General features: G+C 65.4%; 17 protein-coding genes and 1 pseudogene. 3 read left to right on the top strand and 15 right to left on the bottom strand.

What is annotated here, in order from left to right; genetic code table 11:
* Nucleotides 1-22 precede the first annotated feature (22 nt).
* The 15 genes and pseudogenes from EN853_RS03140 to EN853_RS03070 all read right to left on the bottom strand — a co-directional run bounded on the left by EN853_RS03140 (nt 23) and on the right by EN853_RS03070 (nt 15,806).
* On the bottom strand, nt 23-1,162 hold the full coding sequence (locus EN853_RS03140; protein ID WP_127857810.1) for an aminotransferase class V-fold PLP-dependent enzyme: 1,140 nt from the start codon (nt 1,160-1,162) through the stop codon (nt 23-25).
* 157 nt (nt 1,163-1,319) lie between these two features.
* Entirely contained in the window at nt 1,320-2,048 is a 729-nt protein-coding gene (locus EN853_RS03135) for a GntR family transcriptional regulator (protein ID WP_127857809.1), read from the bottom strand.
* Nucleotides 2,049-2,214: 166 nt separating this feature from the next.
* Complete coding sequence (locus tag EN853_RS03130; RefSeq protein ID WP_127857808.1) at nt 2,215-2,610, bottom strand: RidA family protein; 396 nt, start codon at nt 2,608-2,610, stop codon at nt 2,215-2,217.
* A 43-nt stretch (nt 2,611-2,653) separates the two neighbouring features.
* The gene (locus EN853_RS03125; RefSeq protein ID WP_127857807.1) at nt 2,654-3,802 is read right to left on the bottom strand and encodes an acyl-CoA dehydrogenase family protein; all 1,149 of its coding nucleotides are present in this window, start codon (nt 3,800-3,802) and stop codon (nt 2,654-2,656) included.
* A 30-nt stretch (nt 3,803-3,832) separates the two neighbouring features.
* Entirely contained in the window at nt 3,833-4,645 is an 813-nt protein-coding gene (locus EN853_RS03120) for an enoyl-CoA hydratase family protein (RefSeq protein WP_127857806.1), read from the bottom strand.
* Nucleotides 4,642-5,106 carry a MarR family transcriptional regulator gene (locus EN853_RS03115; protein WP_127857805.1) on the bottom strand — a complete coding sequence of 155 codons (465 nt, stop codon included), beginning with the start codon at nt 5,104-5,106 and terminating at the stop codon, nt 4,642-4,644. Before EN853_RS03115 ends, EN853_RS03120 begins: the two co-directional genes overlap by 4 nt.
* Nucleotides 5,100-5,873: an SDR family NAD(P)-dependent oxidoreductase gene (locus tag EN853_RS03110; protein WP_127857804.1), complete on the bottom strand. Its 774-nt coding sequence runs from the start codon at nt 5,871-5,873 to the stop codon at nt 5,100-5,102. Before EN853_RS03110 ends, EN853_RS03115 begins: the two co-directional genes overlap by 7 nt.
* The gene (locus tag EN853_RS03105) at nt 5,870-8,164 is read right to left on the bottom strand and encodes a bifunctional salicylyl-CoA 5-hydroxylase/oxidoreductase (protein WP_127857803.1); all 2,295 of its coding nucleotides are present in this window, start codon (nt 8,162-8,164) and stop codon (nt 5,870-5,872) included. Before EN853_RS03105 ends, EN853_RS03110 begins: the two co-directional genes overlap by 4 nt.
* A gap of 135 nt (nt 8,165-8,299) precedes the next feature.
* Nucleotides 8,300-8,899 (bottom strand): annotated as a pseudogene (locus EN853_RS03100) (VOC family protein).
* 78 nt (nt 8,900-8,977) lie between these two features.
* A complete protein-coding gene (locus EN853_RS03095) occupies nt 8,978-9,808 on the bottom strand; it encodes an ATP-binding cassette domain-containing protein (RefSeq protein WP_127857802.1) in 831 nt (276 codons plus the stop codon).
* Nucleotides 9,801-10,679: an ABC transporter ATP-binding protein gene (locus tag EN853_RS03090; RefSeq protein WP_127857801.1), complete on the bottom strand. Its 879-nt coding sequence runs from the start codon at nt 10,677-10,679 to the stop codon at nt 9,801-9,803. The genes EN853_RS03095 and EN853_RS03090 overlap by 8 nt, the downstream gene beginning before the upstream one ends.
* Entirely contained in the window at nt 10,676-11,524 is an 849-nt protein-coding gene (locus tag EN853_RS03085) for an ABC transporter permease (protein WP_127857800.1), read from the bottom strand. Before EN853_RS03085 ends, EN853_RS03090 begins: the two co-directional genes overlap by 4 nt.
* Nucleotides 11,517-12,524, bottom strand: a complete 1,008-nt coding sequence (locus EN853_RS03080; protein WP_127857799.1) for an ABC transporter permease — start codon at nt 12,522-12,524, stop codon at nt 11,517-11,519. The genes EN853_RS03085 and EN853_RS03080 overlap by 8 nt, the downstream gene beginning before the upstream one ends.
* A gap of 70 nt (nt 12,525-12,594) precedes the next feature.
* The gene (locus tag EN853_RS03075; RefSeq protein ID WP_127857798.1) at nt 12,595-14,121 is read right to left on the bottom strand and encodes an ABC transporter substrate-binding protein; all 1,527 of its coding nucleotides are present in this window, start codon (nt 14,119-14,121) and stop codon (nt 12,595-12,597) included.
* Between the two features lie 110 nt (nt 14,122-14,231).
* The gene (locus EN853_RS03070) at nt 14,232-15,806 is read right to left on the bottom strand and encodes an NAD(P)/FAD-dependent oxidoreductase (protein WP_127857797.1); all 1,575 of its coding nucleotides are present in this window, start codon (nt 15,804-15,806) and stop codon (nt 14,232-14,234) included.
* A 118-nt stretch (nt 15,807-15,924) separates the two neighbouring features.
* On the opposite strand from EN853_RS03070, the gene EN853_RS03065 reads away from it, so the two are divergent.
* The 3 genes from EN853_RS03065 to EN853_RS03050 all read left to right on the top strand — a co-directional run bounded on the left by EN853_RS03065 (nt 15,925) and on the right by EN853_RS03050 (nt 19,077).
* On the top strand, nt 15,925-16,716 hold the full coding sequence (locus EN853_RS03065; protein WP_127857796.1) for a cyclase family protein: 792 nt from the start codon (nt 15,925-15,927) through the stop codon (nt 16,714-16,716).
* A gap of 307 nt (nt 16,717-17,023) precedes the next feature.
* Nucleotides 17,024-18,595, top strand: a complete 1,572-nt coding sequence (locus tag EN853_RS03055; RefSeq protein WP_127857795.1) for an NAD(P)/FAD-dependent oxidoreductase — start codon at nt 17,024-17,026, stop codon at nt 18,593-18,595.
* A complete protein-coding gene (locus tag EN853_RS03050; RefSeq protein WP_127857794.1) occupies nt 18,595-19,077 on the top strand; it encodes a MarR family transcriptional regulator in 483 nt (160 codons plus the stop codon). Before EN853_RS03055 ends, EN853_RS03050 begins: the two co-directional genes overlap by 1 nt.
* Nucleotides 19,078-19,092 lie beyond the last annotated feature (15 nt).

Here is a 19,092-nt window from a genome sequence, read left to right as displayed (position 1 = left end):
GCAGGCGAGGCGGTGCCTGAAATCAGGATGCGCGGCGCCGCCGCGAACCGAAATGCTCCTGCAGTTTGGCAATCAGTGTTTCGACCGCCGCCTCCGTGGTGACCATGCCGGGCGACAGCCGCAGCGTCGTGCCGCGCGCGTCGCAGAAAAGCCGCTCGTCGCGCAGCGCCGCGATGATCTTCGTTGGCTCTGCGCCTTGCGGCAGGCCGAGCATGACGCTGCCGCCGCGCTCGCCGGCATCGAGCGGCGAACGGACCTCCCAGCCATTGTCCAACGCCGCGCCAATGACGCTCTCGACGAGCGCGGCGTTCTGCGTGCGGATGGCGTCGATGCCGGTCTTTTCCACCCATTCCAGTCCGGGCAGCGAGGCGACGCTCGCCAGGATCGCCGGCGTGCCATGATCGAAGCGCCGCGCATCTTCGGCATAGGTGAAGGCGTCGAGGTCCCAGGAGAACGGGTTGGGCTGGCTGAACCAGCCGCGCAGCTCCGGCCGGCATGTCGCGAGAAGGTGCGGCGCGACTTGCAAGATGCCCGCGCCGGAAGAACCGCACAGCCATTTGAGCGATGTGGAAACGACGAAATCGACCGGCGTCGCGGCAACGGAAAACGGTGCCACGCCGATGCCCTGCGTGACGTCGACGCCGACGATGCTGCCCAAGGCGCGGCCATGCGCGGCGAGCCGTTCGACGTCACAGCGATGCGAGGCCGTCGAGGTGACGAAGGTGATAAGCGCCAGTCCGACATCGTCCTGCCAGCGGGCGATAAAATCCTCGTCGCGCACCCAGCTCTCGCCCGGCCGCAGCGGCACGGTGTCGAGCGTGAAGCCGAAACGCTTGGCGAGCCCTGCGAGCAGGAAATGCAGGCTCGGAAAACAGTCGGCCGCAACCAGCAGCCGCTTTCCCGCCAGACGCTCGGCCGGCAAGGCGCCGATCAGGCTGTAGAGAGCTGAGGTGACGTTCTCGGCGCTGGTCAGCGTGCTCCGCGGCGCCTCGATCAGCCGCGTCCACGCGTCGATGAAGCGCTGCCGCGCGGCAAGGGCGGCCGGCCACTGGCCGTCGTCTTCCGCCGACCAGATAGAGGAAAACTCTGTCAGCGCGGCGGCCATCCGCTCGGCCTTGCCGGGGAAAGTGCCGATCGAATGATAGAGAAAATAGCCGGACATTTGCTGCCTCACGTTCCTTGTGATCATGTGATCACAAAAGCGGACAGGGATCAATCGCCGCGGCTAAAGAAATGCCGATCAGCGCTTCAAAATCCGGCTGTTCTCTTGGTCCAGGGCCTGCGACAGGTGGTTCTGAAGCCCGTCTTCCGCCGCTTTGTCAGGGCGCCCTGCCAAAGGCGGCGAAATCGATCGGCCTCGGCTCCGGCACATCCGGGCAGATGGTGCGCAACGTCATCTGCGTCGCAGTGATGTCGGCCACCACTTCGTCGCGGGCGCGGACAAAGTCCTTGTCCTTCAGCGCCGCGATGATCGCGACGTGCCGGCCCGATGGCTCCATGGTGCCGGCGCGCATCAGTGGCGCGACATGGTTGGACAAAAGCCGCATGTAAGGGCCGAAACGCAGCCACAGCGTCTCGATGAGCTGGAACAGCACGTCGGAGCCGGAGGCGCGATAGATGGTGAAATGGAATTGCTGGTTCTTGGCGATCAGCTCGTAGATGCTGCCGTCGCGGCCGATCGCCTGCTGGTCGTCGGTGACCCTCTGCAGCGAGGCGATCTCGGCTGCGGTGAGACGCGGCGCGCCGAGCTCGGCGGCCAGCCCTTCGACGGCGAGGCGGGCCCGGCAGAGGTCGTCGAGCCGCGCTCGTGTCACCACCGGCACGCAGGCCGAGCCGTTCTGTGAGATCTCCAGCGCATTCTCCGCAGCCAGCCGCCGCAGTGCCTCGCGCACCGGCATGTTGGACGTGCCGAAGGCCTCGGCCAGCGAGGCGATGGTCAGCACCTGTCCAGGGTCGAAGCTGCCGACCATCAGGGCATGGCGAAGCTGCTGATAGACGCCATCCTGGACGGTGATACGTCCCGATATCGGTTCGAAGCCCAGAGCCACGCTTTTGCTTTCCTTAGCGGCCGACAAAGTCTATGTGCGGACAAATGTGAAACGCGCCTGCCGGAGCAGGCGTGATCATCTGATCACAAATTGGGCTAAGTGAAAAGCCGGCGCAGGCCGGCAACATCGCCGCTGTCGGAGATTATGGCGATGCCGCTGGTTGATTTCAGTCGGGAATAACTGCGGTGGCCTGGATTTCCACCTTGGCGCGGTCCTCGACCAGCGCCACCACCTGCATGGCGGCCATCGCCGGAAAGTGCCGGCCGATGACGGCGCGGTAGGCTTCGCCGATCCCCTTGAGGTTGGCGATATATTCGGCCTTGTCGGTGAAGTACCAGGTCATCGAGGTGATGTGCTGCGGCTCTCCGTCGGCTTCCGCGAGCACCGCAACGATATTGGCGAGCGTCTGGCGCACCTGGCCGACGAAGTCGTCGGTCTCGAATTTGCCCTCGGCATTCCAGCCGACCTGGCCGCCGACGAACACCAGCCGCCCGCGCGCCGCGACGCCATTGGCGTAGCCGATCGGTTTGGCCCAGCCTTCAGGCTGCAGGATGGTGTGCATGTCTAGCCTCCCCCTATTTCAAATGCGGTTCGCAAGCATGGCGTTACGCCGCTCCCATGACCTGCCTGGCGATCACCACCTTCTGCACGTCGGAAGCGCCCTCATAGATGCGCAGCGCACGGATCTCGCGATAGAGGCTCTCGACGATGTGGCCCTTGCGCACGCCGTCGCCGCCATGCAGCTGCACCGCCTTGTCGATCACCTCCTGCGCCTTGTCGGTGGCAAAAAGCTTAGCCATCGCCGCCTCGCGCGTCACCCGCGCAGCGCCCATGTCCTTGGTCCAGGCGGCGCGGTAGATGAGCAGCGCGGCGGCGTCGACATCGAGCGCCATGTCGGCGATGTGGCCCTGCACCATCTGCAGTTCGGCCATCGCAGCGCCGAAGAGTTCCCGTTCGGCCACCCTCTTGATGCTTTCATCCAGTGCCCGGCGGGCGAAGCCGAGGGCCGCGGCGCCAACGGTCGAGCGGAAGACGTCGAGCACCGACATGGCGATACGAAAACCGTCGCCGGGCTTGCCGATCAGGGCCGAAGTCGGGACGCGGACCTTGTCGAACGACAGCCGGGCAAGCGGATGCGGCGCGATCACTTCCAGCCGTTCGGCAACGCCAAGGCCCTTGACGTCGCCTGGCACGATGAAGGCGGAAATTCCCTTGGCGCCAGTCGCCTCGCCGGTGCGAGCGAAGACGACGTAGAGGTCGGCGATGCCGCCATTGGAGATCCAGGTCTTTTCGCCCGACAGCAGGTAGAAGTCGCCGTCGCGGACAGCCGTCATCTCCATGTTGGCGACATCCGAGCCTGAGCGCGGCTCCGACAGTGCAAAGGCCGAGATTGCCTGGCCGGCCCGGGTCTTTTCCAGCCAGCGCTGCTGGTCCGGCGTGCCGAACAGCGAGATCGCGCCGGTGCCGAGGCCCTGCATGGCAAAGGCGAAGTCGGCCAGACCGTCATGACGGGCAAGCGTTTCGCGCGTGATGCAGAGCGTGCGCACGTCGAGCGGTCCGGGGTTGGCGGGATCGAGCGCCGTCGGCTTCAGCCAGCCGTCGCGGCCAAGCTTCCCCACCAGCGCGCGGCAGGCGGCGTCGACATCGTGGCGATCGACGGGAAGGTTTTTCGCGCACCAGGCGTCGAGACGTTCGGCGAGTTCGCGGTGGCGGTCGTCGAAGAAGGGCCACGAGAGGAAGGAACGGTCAGGCATTTGCGCCCTTCTTGAGCGAAGACAACATCCTCAATTCCCCTCGAACACCGGCTTTTCCTTAGCGACGAACGCCTTGTACGCCCGCTCGAAGTCGCCGGTCTGCATGCAGATCGCCTGCGCCTGCGCTTCCGCCTCGATCGCCTGGTCGAGGCCCATCGACCATTCCTGGTTGAGCTGCGTCTTGGTGATGCCGTGCGCGAAGGTCGGTCCGGAGACGATGCGCGCCGCCATGTCGAGCGCATCGGCCTCGAGCGCGGCCGGCTCGACCAGGCGGTTGTAGAAACCCCAGCGCTCGCCTTCGGCCGCGCTCATGGTGCGGCCGGTATAGAGCAGCTCGGCCGCGCGGCCCTGGCCGATGATGCGCGGCAGGATCGCGCAGGCACCCATGTCGCAGCCGGCGAGGCCGACGCGGGTGAACAGAAAGGCGGTCTTTGCCTCCGGCGTGGCGATGCGGATGTCGGAGGCCATGGCGATGATGGCGCCGGCGCCGACCGCCACGCCGTCGACGGCAGAGATGATAGGCTTGCCGCAGTTAAGCATCGCCTTGACGAAGTCGCCGGTCATGCGCGTGAAGGCGAGCAGCGCCCTCATGTCCATCTTCACCAGCGGCCCGATGATGTCGTGGACATCGCCGCCCGAGCAGAAATTGCCGCCATTGGGCAGGAACACGACGGCGTCGACATCCTGGGCATAGACAAGGTCGCGAAAGGTGTCGCGCAGCTCCGCATAGCTGTCGAAGGTCAGCGGGTTCTTGCGCTCCGGCCGGTCGAGCCGGATCTTTGCCACCCGGCCTTCGACCTCCCAGAGGAAGTGCTTCGGCTTGAGCTTGGCCATGGCGCTCATTCGCGTCCCTCCCAATTGCTGCGGAACGATTTCAGCATGCCGGCAAGCCTGCGCGCCTCGTCCTCGCTGACATTGCCGAGCAACTCGCCGACCCAGCTTTCATGCGCAGCGGCGATTGCCGCGAAAGACCTCGAACCTTCCTCGGTCAGCCGCACCATCGAGGTGCGGCGGTCGCCGTTGCGGCGCGCGCGGGTGACAAGCCCTTCCGAAACCAGCCGGTCGACGATGCCGGTGACGTTGCCGTTCGACACCAGCAGGAATCGCGACAGGTCGCTCATCAGCATGCCTTCCGGCGACCGGTAAAGCGCCGCCATCACGTCGAAGCGCGGCAGCGTGGTGTCGAACTCCTTCTTCAGCCGCTCGCGCAGTTCGGCCTCGATGGTGCGCGAGGCGCGCAGCAGGCGTATCCACAGGCGCAGCCTGTCCTTGCCCGGACCGGCGGATGTCGGTCCCGCTACCATGTTTCGCCTCCCGAGACGGAGATCGCCTGCCCGGTGATCGATCGCGCGGCGTCGCCGCACAGCCACAGCACCGCGGCGGCTACCTCTTCAGGCTGGATGAAGCGGCCCTGCGGATTGATCGCGGCAAGGCTCGCCCGCGCCTCATCGGCGGCGCGGCCGGTTTTTTCTACGATGCGCCGGACGGACTCTTCCAACATGTCGGTTTCTACGAAGCCTGGGCACACCGCATTGACGGTAACGCCGGATTTGGCGGTCTCTGCGGCAAGCGAACGCATCAGCCCGACGACACCATGCTTGGCCGCGACATAAGGCGCGACATAGGCGTAGCCCTTGAGACCCGCCGTCGAGGCGACGAAGACGATGCGGCCCGACTTTCGCGCCAGCATGCCGGCCAGCGCCGGCTTCACCGTCAGGAAGGCGCCGGTGAGGTTGACATCGAGGGAGCGTCGCCAGTCGGCCAGCGAAATCTTGTGCGCCGGAGCGCTGCCGGCCATGCCGGCATTGGCGACCACGATGTCGATCGGTCCGCGCGCGGCTTCCGCTTTCTCATGGAGGGCGGCCATTTCCGCTTCATCGGTGACATCGGCGGCAATGCCAACGATGCGGTCGTTCTCGCGGGCCACTTCCGCCAGCGCCGCCTCGCGCCGGCCGCATATGGTGACGTTGACGCCCGCGCCCGCCAGCGCCAACGCGATCGAGCGCCCAACGCCGGAGCCGCCGCCGGTGACCAGGGCGTGCCTGCCCATGATTGCCAGAGCCGAGGTCATACCTTCAACCCCGCTGCCGCTTCGCGCTCGGCCAGCCGGTAGATCTGGTCGCGTCCGCGCAGATATGGATCCGGCCATTTGACGCCGCGGTCGCCGAGCGCCACCGCCGCATGCAGCGTCCAGTAGGGGTCGGTGAGATGCGGCCTTGCCAGCGCCACCAGATCGGCGCGTCCGGCCATCAGGATCGAATTCGCGTGGTCGGGCTCGTAGATGTTGCCGACAGCCATCGTCGCCATGCCGACCTCGTTGCGGATGCGGTCGGAGAACGGCGTCTGGAACATGCGGCCATAGACCGGCCTGGCGGCGATGGTGGTCTGGCCGGCCGAGACGTCGCAGAGGTCGACGCCGGCTTGATGCAGAAGCCTGGCGATCTCGACCGCTTCGGCCGGCGTCACGCCCTCGATGCCCACCCAGTCATTGGCCGAGATGCGCATCGAGATCGGCTTTTCCTCCGGCCACACCCTGCGCACCGCATGGAAGATTTCCAGCGGATAGCGCATCCGGTTTTCCAGCGAGCCGCCATAGTCGTCGGTGCGCCTGTTGGTTAGCGGCGTGATGAAGGCGGAGAGCAGATAGCCATGCGCGGCATGGATCTCCAGCATGTCGAAGCCGCAGCGTTCGGCCATCTCCGCCGAGGCGACGAACTGGTCGCGCACAGCATCCATGTCGGCGCGGTCCATCGCCTTCGGCACCTGGTTCTCGGGCGACCACGGGATTGCCGAAGGCGCCATCACCGGCCAGTTGCCGGATGGCAACGGCTCGTCCGTTCCTTCCCAGCCGAGCCGGGTCGAACCCTTGGCGCCGGAATGCCCGATCTGGGCGCAGATTTTTGCTTCCGTCTCGGCATGGACGAAATCGACCAGGCGCTTCCAGGCGACCTCATGTTCCGGCTTGTAGAAGCCCGTACAGCCGGGGGTGATGCGGCCCTCGGGGCTGACGCAAGTCATTTCGATATAGACGAGGCCGGCGCCGCCCTTGGCGCGCTCGGCATAGTGGGCGAAATGCCAGTCGGTCGGGCAGCCGTCGACCGCCCTGTACTGCGCCATCGGCGAGACGACGATGCGGTTGCTGAGCGCCATGTCGCGCAGCCTGAACGGCGCGAACATCGGCGCGCGGCGTAAGCTGTTGCCGCCGGCGCCGGCCTTGCGCTGGAACCATTCCTCAGCGCCCGCCAGCCATTCGGCGTCGCGCAACCTTAAATTCTCGTGGCTGATGCGCTGCGAGCGGGTGAGCAGCGAATAGTTGAACTGCACCGGGTCGAGGCCGAGATAGCGCTCGACCTCCTCGAACCATTCGAGCGAGTTGCGCGCCGCCGACTGCAGCTTCAGCACCTCGGTGCGCCGCGCGTCCTCGTATTTGCGGAAGGCTGCCTCGAGGTCCGACTCGGACTCGACGTAATCGGCGAGCGCGACGGCGCTTTCCAATGCGAGCTTGGTGCCGGAGCCGATGGAGAAATGCGCGCTCGCAGCCGCATCGCCCATCAGTGCCAGGTTCTTGTACGACCAGCGCTCGCACAGCACGCGCGGGAAGTTGATCCAGGCCGAACCTCTGATGTGGTTGGCGTTGGTCATAAGCGGATGGCCGCCGAGATGCTTTTCGAAGATGCGCTCGCAGACCGCGATCGATTCCTGCTGCGTCATCGCACCGAAGCCGAAGGCAGCCCAAGTCTGCTCGCTGCATTCGACGATGAAGGTCGCGGTCTCGCTGTCGAACTGGTAGGCATGCGCCCACACCCAGCCATGCTCCGTCTTCTCGAAGATGAAGGTGAAGGCGTCGTCGAATTTCTGCGTCGTGCCGAGCCACACGAACTTGCATTTGCGGGTGTCGATGTCCGGCTTGAAGACATCGGCGAAAGCCGCGCGTGACCTCGAGTTCAGCCCGTCGGACGCGACCACAAGGTCATGCGTTTCCATGAACGGCCTGGGGTCCGAGATCTCGGTCTCGAACATCAACTTGATGCCGAGCTCGCGCGCCCTGCGCTGCAGCAGGATCAAGAGCCGCTTGCGGCCGATGCCGCAGAAGCCGTGGCCGGTGGAAACGGTTCGCACGCCGTCATGGACAACGGCGATATCGTCCCAATAGGCGAAATGCTTCTTGATCCAGACCGCGCTGACCGGGTCGTTCCTGGTCAGGTTGTCCAGCGTCTCGGCAGACAGCACCACGCCCCAGCCGAACGTGTCGTCCGGGCGGTTGCGCTCATAGACCGTCACCTCATGCGCGGCGTCGCGCAGCTTCAGCGAGATGGCAAAGTAGAGTCCGGCCGGTCCGCCGCCGAGAACCGCAACCTTCATGTCTTGCGATCTCCTCTTCGCATCCGGAACCGCCGTCATCGCCGGCGGCTCCGATTGTCAGTATCGCGCCATTCGGAAATTATTTCAAGCTTAAAGTTTCATAGTTGAACAATCCCCGGACGCTCATGGAACTGGTCACTTGGCCGGATCCTTGGGGTTCCACAGCACCGTCTCGGCGCCTTTCTCGTAGGCCATGCCTTGCGGATAGCTGATCGCCTCGAACTGCAGGCCCCAGGGTGCCTGGAAATAGAGGATGGTCTGGCCGGCGGCCGGCCCCTCTTTGACCGGCAGCGGTCCCAGCCTTGTCTTCACGCCCTTGGCGTCGAGATAGGTCTTGGCGGCCGCAACATCGTCGACATAGAAGGCGATGTGGAAGCCGCCGATATCGCTGTTCTTCGGCTGCAGGTCCTTCTGGTCGGGCGCGGTGTATTTGAACAGCTCGATGTTGGAACCGGTGCCTCAGCGGACCATGGTGATCTCCTCGATCACCGCCTTCGGATCGACGCCGAGCAGGTCCTGCATGAAGGTGCCCTTGTCGTCGGCGAACGGGCCGAACGACATCGCCTTCTTGCAGCCGACGACATTGGTGAAGAAGTCGACGGCCTGCTTCATGTCCGGCACGGTGACGCCGGTATGGTCGTGTCCGCGCATGCCGGGGATCGAATCGGCAGAAGCCGCTCCCATTGAGCCGAACAAGATTGCCGCGAGCATCGTGCCGCCGATTGCATGGTTCATGTCACCCTCCCTTGGCGGGCTGACTTGATCATTGCGCACATCCGAGGCCCGCTGTTCGGCGTGCGGCATGAACAGCCTTTATGCCGGCGCCTTCGCCGGCGGCCGCAGCCAGTCCGCGTCAATCTCGGGCAGCGGAATGGCGGCAAGCAGGTCGCGCGTGTAGGCCTCCTTCGGATTGTCGAACAGCGCATCGGTGGCGCTCAATTCGACGATCCTGCCTTCGCGCATGACGATGACCTGCTGGCAGAGCCGCCGGATCACCGACAAATCATGGCTAATGAAGGCGATGGTCAGGCCCATCTCGGCCGCCAGCTTTTCCAGTAGCGTCAGGATCTGCGCCTGCGTCGAGACGTCGAGGCCGGAGACGATCTCGTCGGCCAACACGAATTTCGGCGACAGCGCCAGCGCCCGCGCGATGCCGACGCGCTGGCGCTGGCCGCCGGACAGCTCGTGGCGGTAGCGGCCGGCAAAATTCTGCGGCAGGCCAACGCGCTGCAGGGCCTCGGCCACGCGTTCCTTCAGCCTGTCGCCCAGGCCGTTCTGCCTCAAGGGTGCTGCGATGATGGTGAAGATCGTATGCCGCGGATTGAGTGACGACATCGGGTCCTGGAAGATCATCTGCAGGTCGCGGCGCAGCGGTCTGAGGTCGGCTTCGGAAAGATGGCTGATGTCGCGCCCATCGAAGCGGATCGAGCCTGCGCTCGGCTCGATCAGCCTGACCAGCGCGCGGCCGAGCGTCGACTTGCCCGAGCCGGATTCGCCGACGATGCCGGTGACCGACCCCTTCGGCAGGTCGAAATCGAGACCCTTGAGGATTTCCGCAGGTGGCGCGCGGCCGATCAGCGGCTTGCGCGTCATGTCGGGCAGCGCCACATTCAGCCCGCGCACGGAAAACAGCGGCTCAGTCATGGCTGGGCCTCCATGCCTTGTCGGCGGCGGCGATCTCGGCAGTGAGCCCCGCGAGCACGGTTTCGTCCACCGGCTTCAGCGAAGCGTAGGGATCGGTGTAGCGCGGCGTCGCCGCGATCAGCGCCCGCGTATAGGGGTGCTGGGGCGCTGCGAAGAGATCGGCAGTCTCGGCTTCCTCGACCACCTTGCCGGCATAGAGCACCGACACTTTCTGGCTGATCTTGGCGACCACGCCGAGATCGTGGGTCACGAACAGGATCGCCGTGCCGTGGTCGCGCTGCAGTTCGGCGATCAGCCGCAGGATCTGCTTCTGCACGGTCACGTCGAGCGCCGTCGTCGGTTCGTCGGCGACGATCAGCCTGGGTTCCGCCGCGAAGGCCGCCGCGATGAGGACGCGCTGGCGCATGCCGCCGGACAGCTCATGCGGATAGCTCCTCAGCACTCGTTCCGGATCGCGGATATGCACCTCGTCGAGCAATTGCCGGATGCGCTTGTCGGCCCTCTCGCCGCTCCAGCCGAGGATGCGCACCAGCCTGTCGGTCGTCTGCGGGCCGATGCGGCGCGACGGATTGAGCGCGGTGAGCGGATCCTGCGGGATCAGCGCCGTGCGCGCGCCGATCAGGGCCCGCCGCGCCTTCGCATCGAGGCGGCCGAGGTCCTCGCCTTCGATCAGCATCTCGCCTTCCACGATGCGCACGCTTTTCGGCAGGACGCCGAGCACCGCCTTGCCGATCATCGTCTTGCCGGCGCCGCTCTCACCGACCAGCGCGCGCACCTCGCCCGGCTGAACGTTGAGCGAAATCGAGCGCAGCACGCGCTGGCCGTCCGGCAGCACGGCGCTCAAGCGGCGGATTTCGAGGCAAGGGCTCATCGCAGCACCGGATCGAAGCGTGCCTTCAGGCCTTCGCCGAACTGGCTGAAGGAGAGCACGGTGAGGATCAGCGTGATCAGCGGGAACACCAGCACCCACCATGCCTGATGGATCGACAGCCGGCCTTCGGCGATGATGCCGCCCCAGGTCGGATCGTCGGTCGAGATCGACAGATTGACGAAGGACAGGATCGCCTCGACGATGACGGCGATGCCCATTTCGAGCGACAGCAGCGCCACCACAGAAGGCAGCACATTGGGCAGCACCTCGCGCAGCATGATGCCGATGCGGCCATAGCCGGCGATGCGCGCGCTCTCGACATAGTCCATGCGCGCCTGGCTCATCGCCTCGGCGCGGATCACCCGGCAGAAGCGCGTCCAGTCGATGACGGCAATCGCGATGATGACGGAGCTCAAGCCGGTGCCCAGCACCGCCACCAAGAGGATCGCGAACAGCACCGGCGGGAACGCCATCCAGACATCGACGATGCGCGAGATGATGCGGTCGGCCCAGCCGCCGAAATAGCCGGCGATCAGTCCGAGCGCCGAGCCGATGAGGCAGGCGGACGTCGCCGCGGCGAAGGCGACGATGAAGGCGATGCGGCCGCCGAAGATCAGGCGCGACAGCAGATCCCGGCCGAGGCTGTCGGTGCCCAGCCAATAGCCGGGCTCGGCGCCGTCGAGCCAGAAGGGCGGCAGCCGTTCCAGCATCAGGTCCTGCGCCAGCGGGTCCTGCGGCGCGATCAGCGGCGCGAAGATCGCCGCAAGCAGCGCAATAAGCAGCCACCCGCCCGCCAGCCACAGTCGCGGGCTCAACCCGCGTCTTGAGATGCGCGCCTCATCCATGGCGCAGCCTCGGATTGAGCAGCGCATACATCATGTCGACGGCAAGGTTGATCAGCACGAAGAGCAGCGCGAAGACCAGCACGATGCCCTGGATCAGCGGCAGGTCGCGGTTGATCACGGCATCGATCGCCATGTTGCCGAGGCCCTCATAGGAGAACAGCCGCTCGACGATCACCGTGCCGCCGATCAGGAAGGTGAACTGCACGCCGACCAAGGTCAGCGTCGGCAGTGCCGCGTTCTTCAACACCTCGCGCAGGATGACCTGCGTTTCGGAAAAACCTTTGACCCTGGCCAGCACGACATAGTCGAGGTCGAGCACTTCCTTCAGTGATTGCTTCAGGAGCTGCGCGATGATCGCCGCCAGCGGCAGGGCCAGCGCAACCGCCGGCATCAGCATGTGCTTGATGAGATCCCAGGTGAGATCGAAGCGCAGCCGAAGCATGCTCTCGGCGAGATAGAACTGCGTGACGAAGGGCAGGTCGAGCTGCGGCGATACCCGGCCGGAAATGTCGAACACCGGCACCAGCACGCCGAACAGCAGGATCAGCACCAGGCCCCACAGGAAGTCGGGTATGGACAGCGTCGCGCCGCTGGCGATGTCGATGCCGGCTTCGACCGCCGTGCCGCGCGAGCGCGCGCCGAGGATCGCCGCCGCAGCGCCCATCGCGATCGCCACCAGCAGCGCGACGGTCGCCAGCTCAAGCGTCGCTGGCAGCCGATTGAAGACCAGGCCGAGCACATCCTGCCGCAGCGAGATCGAGGTGCCGAAATCGCCGTGAAGCATGCCGCCGAGCCAGATGAAGAACTGCTGTACGATGCTCTTGTCCAGGCCGTAGAGCGCGCGCAGCCGCGCGATGTCGTCGTCGCTGGCGCCCGGTGGCAGCATCATGGCGATCGGATCGCCGGGCGCGACGCGGATGACGACGAAGACGACGATAGCCACGCCGAACAGCGTGACAAACATCGTCAAAAGACGAACAAGGAATCTTTGCAGCAGCATCAGCCTGTATGCCCGGATGAAAATGCGCGCCGCCTTGCGGACGGCGCGCGTGACAATCCAAGGCCGATGATCAGGCCGGGGTCATCAGTGCCGGCAGCAGCGCGCCGGACACGTGCTGTACGACATTGACCTTCTTCGAGTGCACGATCGGCTGCGCATACTGGATCAGCGGCAGCACATAGGCCTGCTCGGCGATGTATTTGTCGACGGCCTTCCAGCCGGCGATGCGCTTGGTCTCGTCCGTCTCGCCCCACAGCGGATTGATCATGTCGATCAGGTCCTTGCTATCCCAGACCGAATGCGGGCTCGGGCCGTACATGGCAAAGCCGGTCGAGGTGGTCGGGTCGCCGATCGCATTGCCCCAGTTGTAGAAGGCGGCCGGCGCCAGCTTGTCGGCGGCGCGCAGCTCGTAATGCTTGGCGATCTCGTAGACCTCGATATTGGCCTCGATGCCGACCTTGCGCCACATGCCGACGATCGCCTGGATCATCTCATAGTCCTTGGGCTTGAAGCCCTTGGTCGTCTGTATCGTGAACTTCACCGGCTTCTTGGGCGAATAGCCGGAAGCGGCTAGCAATTCCTTGGCCTTTTCCGGGTTGTGCTCGACCTTGATCGATGGATCGAAGGCCGCGTATTCCGGCGTCTCCAGCGTCGCGATCGGCTTGCCGTAGCCGCGCAGCAGGCGCTTGACCAAGAGCTCCTTGTCCACCGCCATCACGGCCGCCTGGCGGACGTTCTTGTCCAGCATCGCCTCGATGTCGTTGAAGAAGATCATGCCGATGTCGGAGACGTTCTTGATCGAGCCGGCGAGCCCGTCCTTGGCGATCAGCCGGTCATATTCCTCATAGGGGATTTCGAGCGTCACCTGCGAGGAGCCGGACTCGATCTCGGCGACGCGGCTTGCCGCATCGGCGACGAACTTGATCGTCACATTCTCGAAGGCCGGCTTGGCGCCCCAGTAGTGCGGATTGGCCTTGAGCCTCAGGAAGGCGTTGCGCTCGAACTTGTCGACCAGGTACGGGCCGGTGCCTATCGGCGCCTTCTCGAAGCCTTCGGCGCCCACCTTCTCGTAATAGGCCTTCGGCATGATGTAGCCGGTCAGGAACGACATCCACTTGAAATAGACCGGGTCGAACTGCACCACGTCGCCGGTGATCTTGTTGCCGTCGATCTTGAAGTTGTTGACGTTCTTCCACACGAACTGGATCGGGTTGCCGGTCTTCTCGTCGCCGGCCCGCTGCAGCGACCAGACCACGTCCTCGGCTGTGAAGGGCGAGCCGTCATGCCATTTGACGCCGTCGCGCACCGTCATCGTCACCTTGGTGCGGTCGTCGTTCCAGCCCCATTCGGTGAGCAGGCCCGGCGTGAAGGAGAGGTCCGGCTTCTGCGGGATGAACTGGTCGAATACCGACTGGTAAAGGCCCTGGATGGTCGGATTGACCGCCGATGGTCCGGTCGTCGGGTCCCAGGACGGCAGGTTGACGTTGTAGGCGATGGTGAGCTCGTCCGCCGCCTTTGCCGCCCTCGGCAGGCCGAGCGTGGCCGCGCCGATCGCCGCGGCGCCGAATCCAAGCAAATCGCGTCTGTTGATGGTCATGGTCGTTCCCCTTGTTGGTTGTCCATCTTTGACTGTCATTGTCCGCGCGGCGGTTTCATTCGGTAGGTCTGGTGGGCAACCGCGCCTTGTCCATCCTGGAATTCTTCGGCTCAATGTCCTCCCAGTTGTTGCGCGAGCATGAAGCCCGAGCCGGCACCGGTGCCGGCGCCGGGCCATGTCGCGGCGCCGGTCAGGTAGAGGTTTGTGACCGGCGTGTTCCAGCGCGCGAAAGAGCGTGCCGGGCGAAAGAGAAAATTCTGCGCGAGATGATGGCTGCCGCAGATCTGGTCGCCGCCGACGAGGTTCGGGTTCTCGCGCTCGAGGTCGAGCGGCGAGAAGATCGCGCGGCCGAGGATCTTCCTGCGCAGGCCAGGCGCGTAGCTCTCGATGATGTCGAGCACGCGCTCGGCATAGGCATCCTTGACCGCGTCCCAGTGACCCGGCGCGATCTTGCCCGCGGCATCGCCAAGGATTTCTGCCGGCAGCATGCGCACCTGCACCCACAGCACGTGCTTGCCCTCGGGCGCACGCGAGGGATCGACAGCCGTCGGCTGTCCTACGACGAGCACGGGCTGGTCGGGCTGTATGCCGGCGATCGCCTGCTGATAGGTGCGCGACATGGCGTCGAGCGACGGCGCCAGATGCACATAGGCGAACTGGCGAAGCTCGGCGCCGGCGCTCCAGTCCGGCAGGTCGTCGAGCGCCAGATGGACCATCATCGTGCCCGGCGCGTGGCGGAATGTCTTCATCGCCACGTCGAAGCCTGGGTCACCGGAGCCGTCGGGCAGAAGTTTGCCCGCAAGCGCTCCCGGCGCGACTCCGGCAATGACGGCCTTGCTGGCGACGTGGAAATCGCCGGACGCGAGCCGCACGCCGGTCGCCCGGCCGCCGACAACCGTGATCTCCGCCACATCCGCGCCGGTGACGATCTTGCCGCCGGTCGCATTGACCATGCCGGCCAGCGCGCGGGTGATGGTGTCGGCGCCGCCCTTGCCCAGCACCATGCCGAAACTCTGGTTGGCCATCGATTCCAGATAGGGGAACACGGCGCCGCCGGCGATGTCGGGCGCGAAGTCGAGATGCATGCCCCAGGCGGCGAGCGTCGTGCGAACATGCGGCGTCTCGAAATTTTCCTCCAGCCACGCGCGCGGCGAAGAGAGAAGCAGCCGGCCGGTGTCGAGCGCGCCGGCAAAGCCCTTCTTGCGCCAGAGATTCCAGGCCGTGCCGGCCAGCGCCCGCGCGCTCATCGGCGATCCCAGCAGGCGGAACAGGTGCTCGGCTTCACCCGGAAACGCGCCGACCAGCCGGCGCCATGCGGCGGCATCGGCAGCGGAGAAGGCGGCGAGCCGCGACGCGGTCTTTTCGAGATCGTTGCTGACGCCGAACCATTTCCCGTCCGGGAAGGCGCTGGCGAAACAGTCGGCCACCGGCGCGAACTCCAGCCCGTGGCTTTTCAATTCATTTGCATATTTCCGGTGGAAGGCCGAGCCGGCGAACAGGCTCAGATTCATCGCGCCGAAATCGTGCCGGAAGCCTGGAAGCGTGTATTCGCCGGTCCGGACCGCGCCGCCGATCGTCTGGTTGCGCTCGAAAATGGCGATTTTCCAGCCTTTGAGCGTCAGATGCGCTGCGCATGCCAGACTGTTGTGGCCCGCCCCGACAAAGATGGCGTCGAACTCGCTCACGCCCCGCCCCAAAAAGCTTTATGCTTAAAGATAATTGCAGATGCATATGTTTTCGTCTAGTAGGATATTAAGGGCCGCAACGAGCCTTGATCATCAGAGACAAGAGGGAACAGAGACCATGGACACGCAGAAACTCCTCGGCGAGGTCGCCGGCCAGCTGCTTTCGGGCGCCATCAAGGTGGTCGATTTGTCGGCGCCGTTGGGGCCTAACACGCCGCTGATCAAGCTGCCGCCGGAGCTTGCCGTCGACACGCCGAAGGTCGAGATCCACGCCATCTCCAAGTATGACAAGAACGGTCCGTGGTGGGCCTGGAACTGGCTGAAGCTCGGTGAGCATTCGGGCACGCATTTCGACGCGCCGCAGCACTGGATCACCGGCAAGGACTATCCGGATGGCGCCACCGACACCATTCCGGCGCAGAATTTCGTCGGCCCGGTCAACGTCATCGACTGCTCGAAGGAAGCCGCCGCGGACCACGACTTCCTGCTTACCGTCGACCACATCAAGGCCTGGGAAGCCAAGCACGGCGCCATCAATCCTGGCGAATGGGTGGTGATGCGCACCGACTGGTACAAGCGCAACGGTTCGGAAGCCGAGTTCCTCAACGCCAACGAGACCGGCCCGCATACGCCCGGGCCGACGGCCGAAGCCATCCAGTTCCTGATCAGCAAGGACATCAAGGGCTGGGGCTCGGAGACGATCGGCACCGATGCCGGCAAGGCCGGCGGCATGGAGCCGCCATTCCCGGCACACACGCTGATGCACAAGGCCAACCGCTATGGGCTCGCCAGCCTATGCAACCTCGACCAGCTGCCGCCGAAGGGCGCGATCCTGATCGCCGCGCCGCTCAAGATCGAGCACGGCACCGGCAGCCCGATCCGCGCGCTGGCGCTGGTGCCGGGCAAATAGGGCGAGGCGGCGGTCTTCGGGAGAAGATCATGCTTGCGGATGATGGAGTGATGACGGGTAGGGGGTGGCAGCTTGGCAAGGCTTGCGCTCACCCCCCTCTGTCCTGCCGGACATCTCCCCCTCAAGGGGGGAGATTGGCAGCTTCCGCGCCCCGCTCATTCCTGCGACTTTGGCGATTGGCGAAAGCCATCGCGACATCCAATCTCCCCCCTAGAGGGGGAGATGTCCGGCAGGACAGAGGGGGGCGCCGTAGAGCGCCAACCCATGCGACTGAACGTCACTTCGCGACGGCCGGGAGCCACCACCAATGAACGCCCCCGATCACATCATCGTCGGCAGCGGCATCAACGCCCTGGTCTGCGCGGCGATGCTCGGCGCAAAAGGCGCCAGGGTGCTCGTGCTCGAGCGCAACGACCGCATCGGCGGCTGCATGCGCACCGAGGAGATCACGGCGCCCGGCTTCGTCCATGACGTGATGGCGACGACCTTCGTGCTGTTCATCACCTCCCCGGCTTTTGCCGCGCTCGGCAAGGACCTTGCGCGGCATGGGCTGGAGTTCTGCCACACCGCGACCCCCACCGGCGTGCTGCGGCCCGACGGCAGCCATGCGGTGCTGACCACCGACCGCGCCGCCAACATCGCGGCGCTGAACGCAATAAGCTCCGGCGACGGCGACCGCCACGGCGGCGATGTCGGCGGCATCGAGCGCAATGCCGGGCTGCTCTTCGGCCTGCTCGGCGGCGCGCTCTGGTCCTATCCGACGACGAAGCTCATGGCCGGCGAGGCCTGGCGGCGCGGCCCGCGCACCCTTGCCGCTTTCCTCGGCGAGGCGCTGGTGCCCGCGCGCGGCTGGCTGGAAACCGGCTATACATCCGACACGGTCCGCGCGCTCTGGGCGCCCTGGGTGCTGCATGCGGGACTCGGGCCGGAAGACGCGTTCTCCGGCCAGATCGCCAAGGTCATCGCCTTTGCGCTGGAGGCGGCCGGTGCGCCGATCGTCAAGGGCGGCGCGAAGAACCTGCTCTCCGCTTTCGAGGCGCTGATCAAGGAGCGCGGTGGCGAAATCCGCGTCAATGCCGATGTCGCCTCGATCGTCCAGACCGGCGGCCGAGCCACCGGCGTGAGGCTGGCTTCGGGCGAGACGGTGACGGCATTGAAAAGCGTCATCTGCTCGGTCACGCCGACGCAGCTATACGGCCGTCTGCTCGGCAAGGACGCGCCGGAGACTGCGGCAAAAGCGACTCGAGACTATCGCTACGGCAAGGGCAACTTCCAGATCCACTATGCCCTCAACAGCCCGCCGGCATGGCGTGGTGAGGGCCTCGACAAGGTGGCGCTGCTGCATCTGACGCCGGGACTGGACGGCGTCTCGAAAGCCTGCAACGAGGCGGTGCGTGGCCTGCTGCCGGAAGTGCCAACCATCTGCGTCGGCCAGCCGCATGCGCTCGACCCGTCGCGCTGTCCTGAGGGCAAGGCGATCCTGTGGCTGCAACTGCCCGAGGCGCCACGCGTTATCAAAGGCGATGCGGCGGGCCGGTTGGAGACACCGGCTGACGGACGATGGAGCGACGCGTTGCGCGAGGCCTTTGCCGACAGGGTCGAGGTGATCCTTGCCCATCACATCGACGGTTTCCGCGAGGGCGTGATCGCGCGCCGCGCCTATTCGCCGGCCGACCTGGAGGCGATGAACATCAATCTAGTCGGCGGCGATCCCTACGGCGGCTCCTCCACCATCGACCAGGCCTTCCTGTGGCGGCCCTTCAAGGCGAGCCGCAACCACGACACCGGCATCAAGGGCCTCTACCACATTGGCGCTTCGACGCATCCGGGCGCAGGGCTGGGTGGCGGCTCCGGCTTCCTCTTGGCGGGGAGGCTCTGATGGACGGGAAGCTTCCGGAAAAGCGCCAGCGCATCTCGACCCTCGGCGAGATCGGCCTGCAGCAGTTCGCGCCCTATTTGATGAACCGCATCATGGGCCGCTACAACGCCACGCTGCGCGAGGATTTCCGCAAGCAGGGCCTGACCATCCCGCAGGTGCGCACGCTGGCCGTGCTCTCGGTCACCGACGGCGTCACCGTCAATGATCTCTCGGTCTATACGGTGATCGAGCAGTCGACCTTGAGCCGCACGCTGGACGCGCTGGAAGGGCAGGGATTGGTGCGGCGCGAGCAGGGGGTCACCGACAGCCGCATCCGTCACGTGTTCCTGACCGATGATGGCCGTGCGCTGTTCACCCGCGCCTGGCCGGCCATGCACGACGCCTTCGAGGCGATGTTCGAGGGTGTTGACGATGCCGAATACGTGGCTCTGATCGCGATCCTGCAGAAGATGCTGAAGAACATCCGCAAGCACGACATTTGAGTCTGATGTACGCGC

The organism is Mesorhizobium sp. M1C.F.Ca.ET.210.01.1.1, assembly GCF_004791585.1.
Lineage (GTDB): Bacteria > Pseudomonadota > Alphaproteobacteria > Rhizobiales > Rhizobiaceae > Mesorhizobium.
The sequence above is the reverse complement of the archived record's forward strand: the minus strand, read 5'-3'. Positions and strand labels throughout refer to the sequence as shown.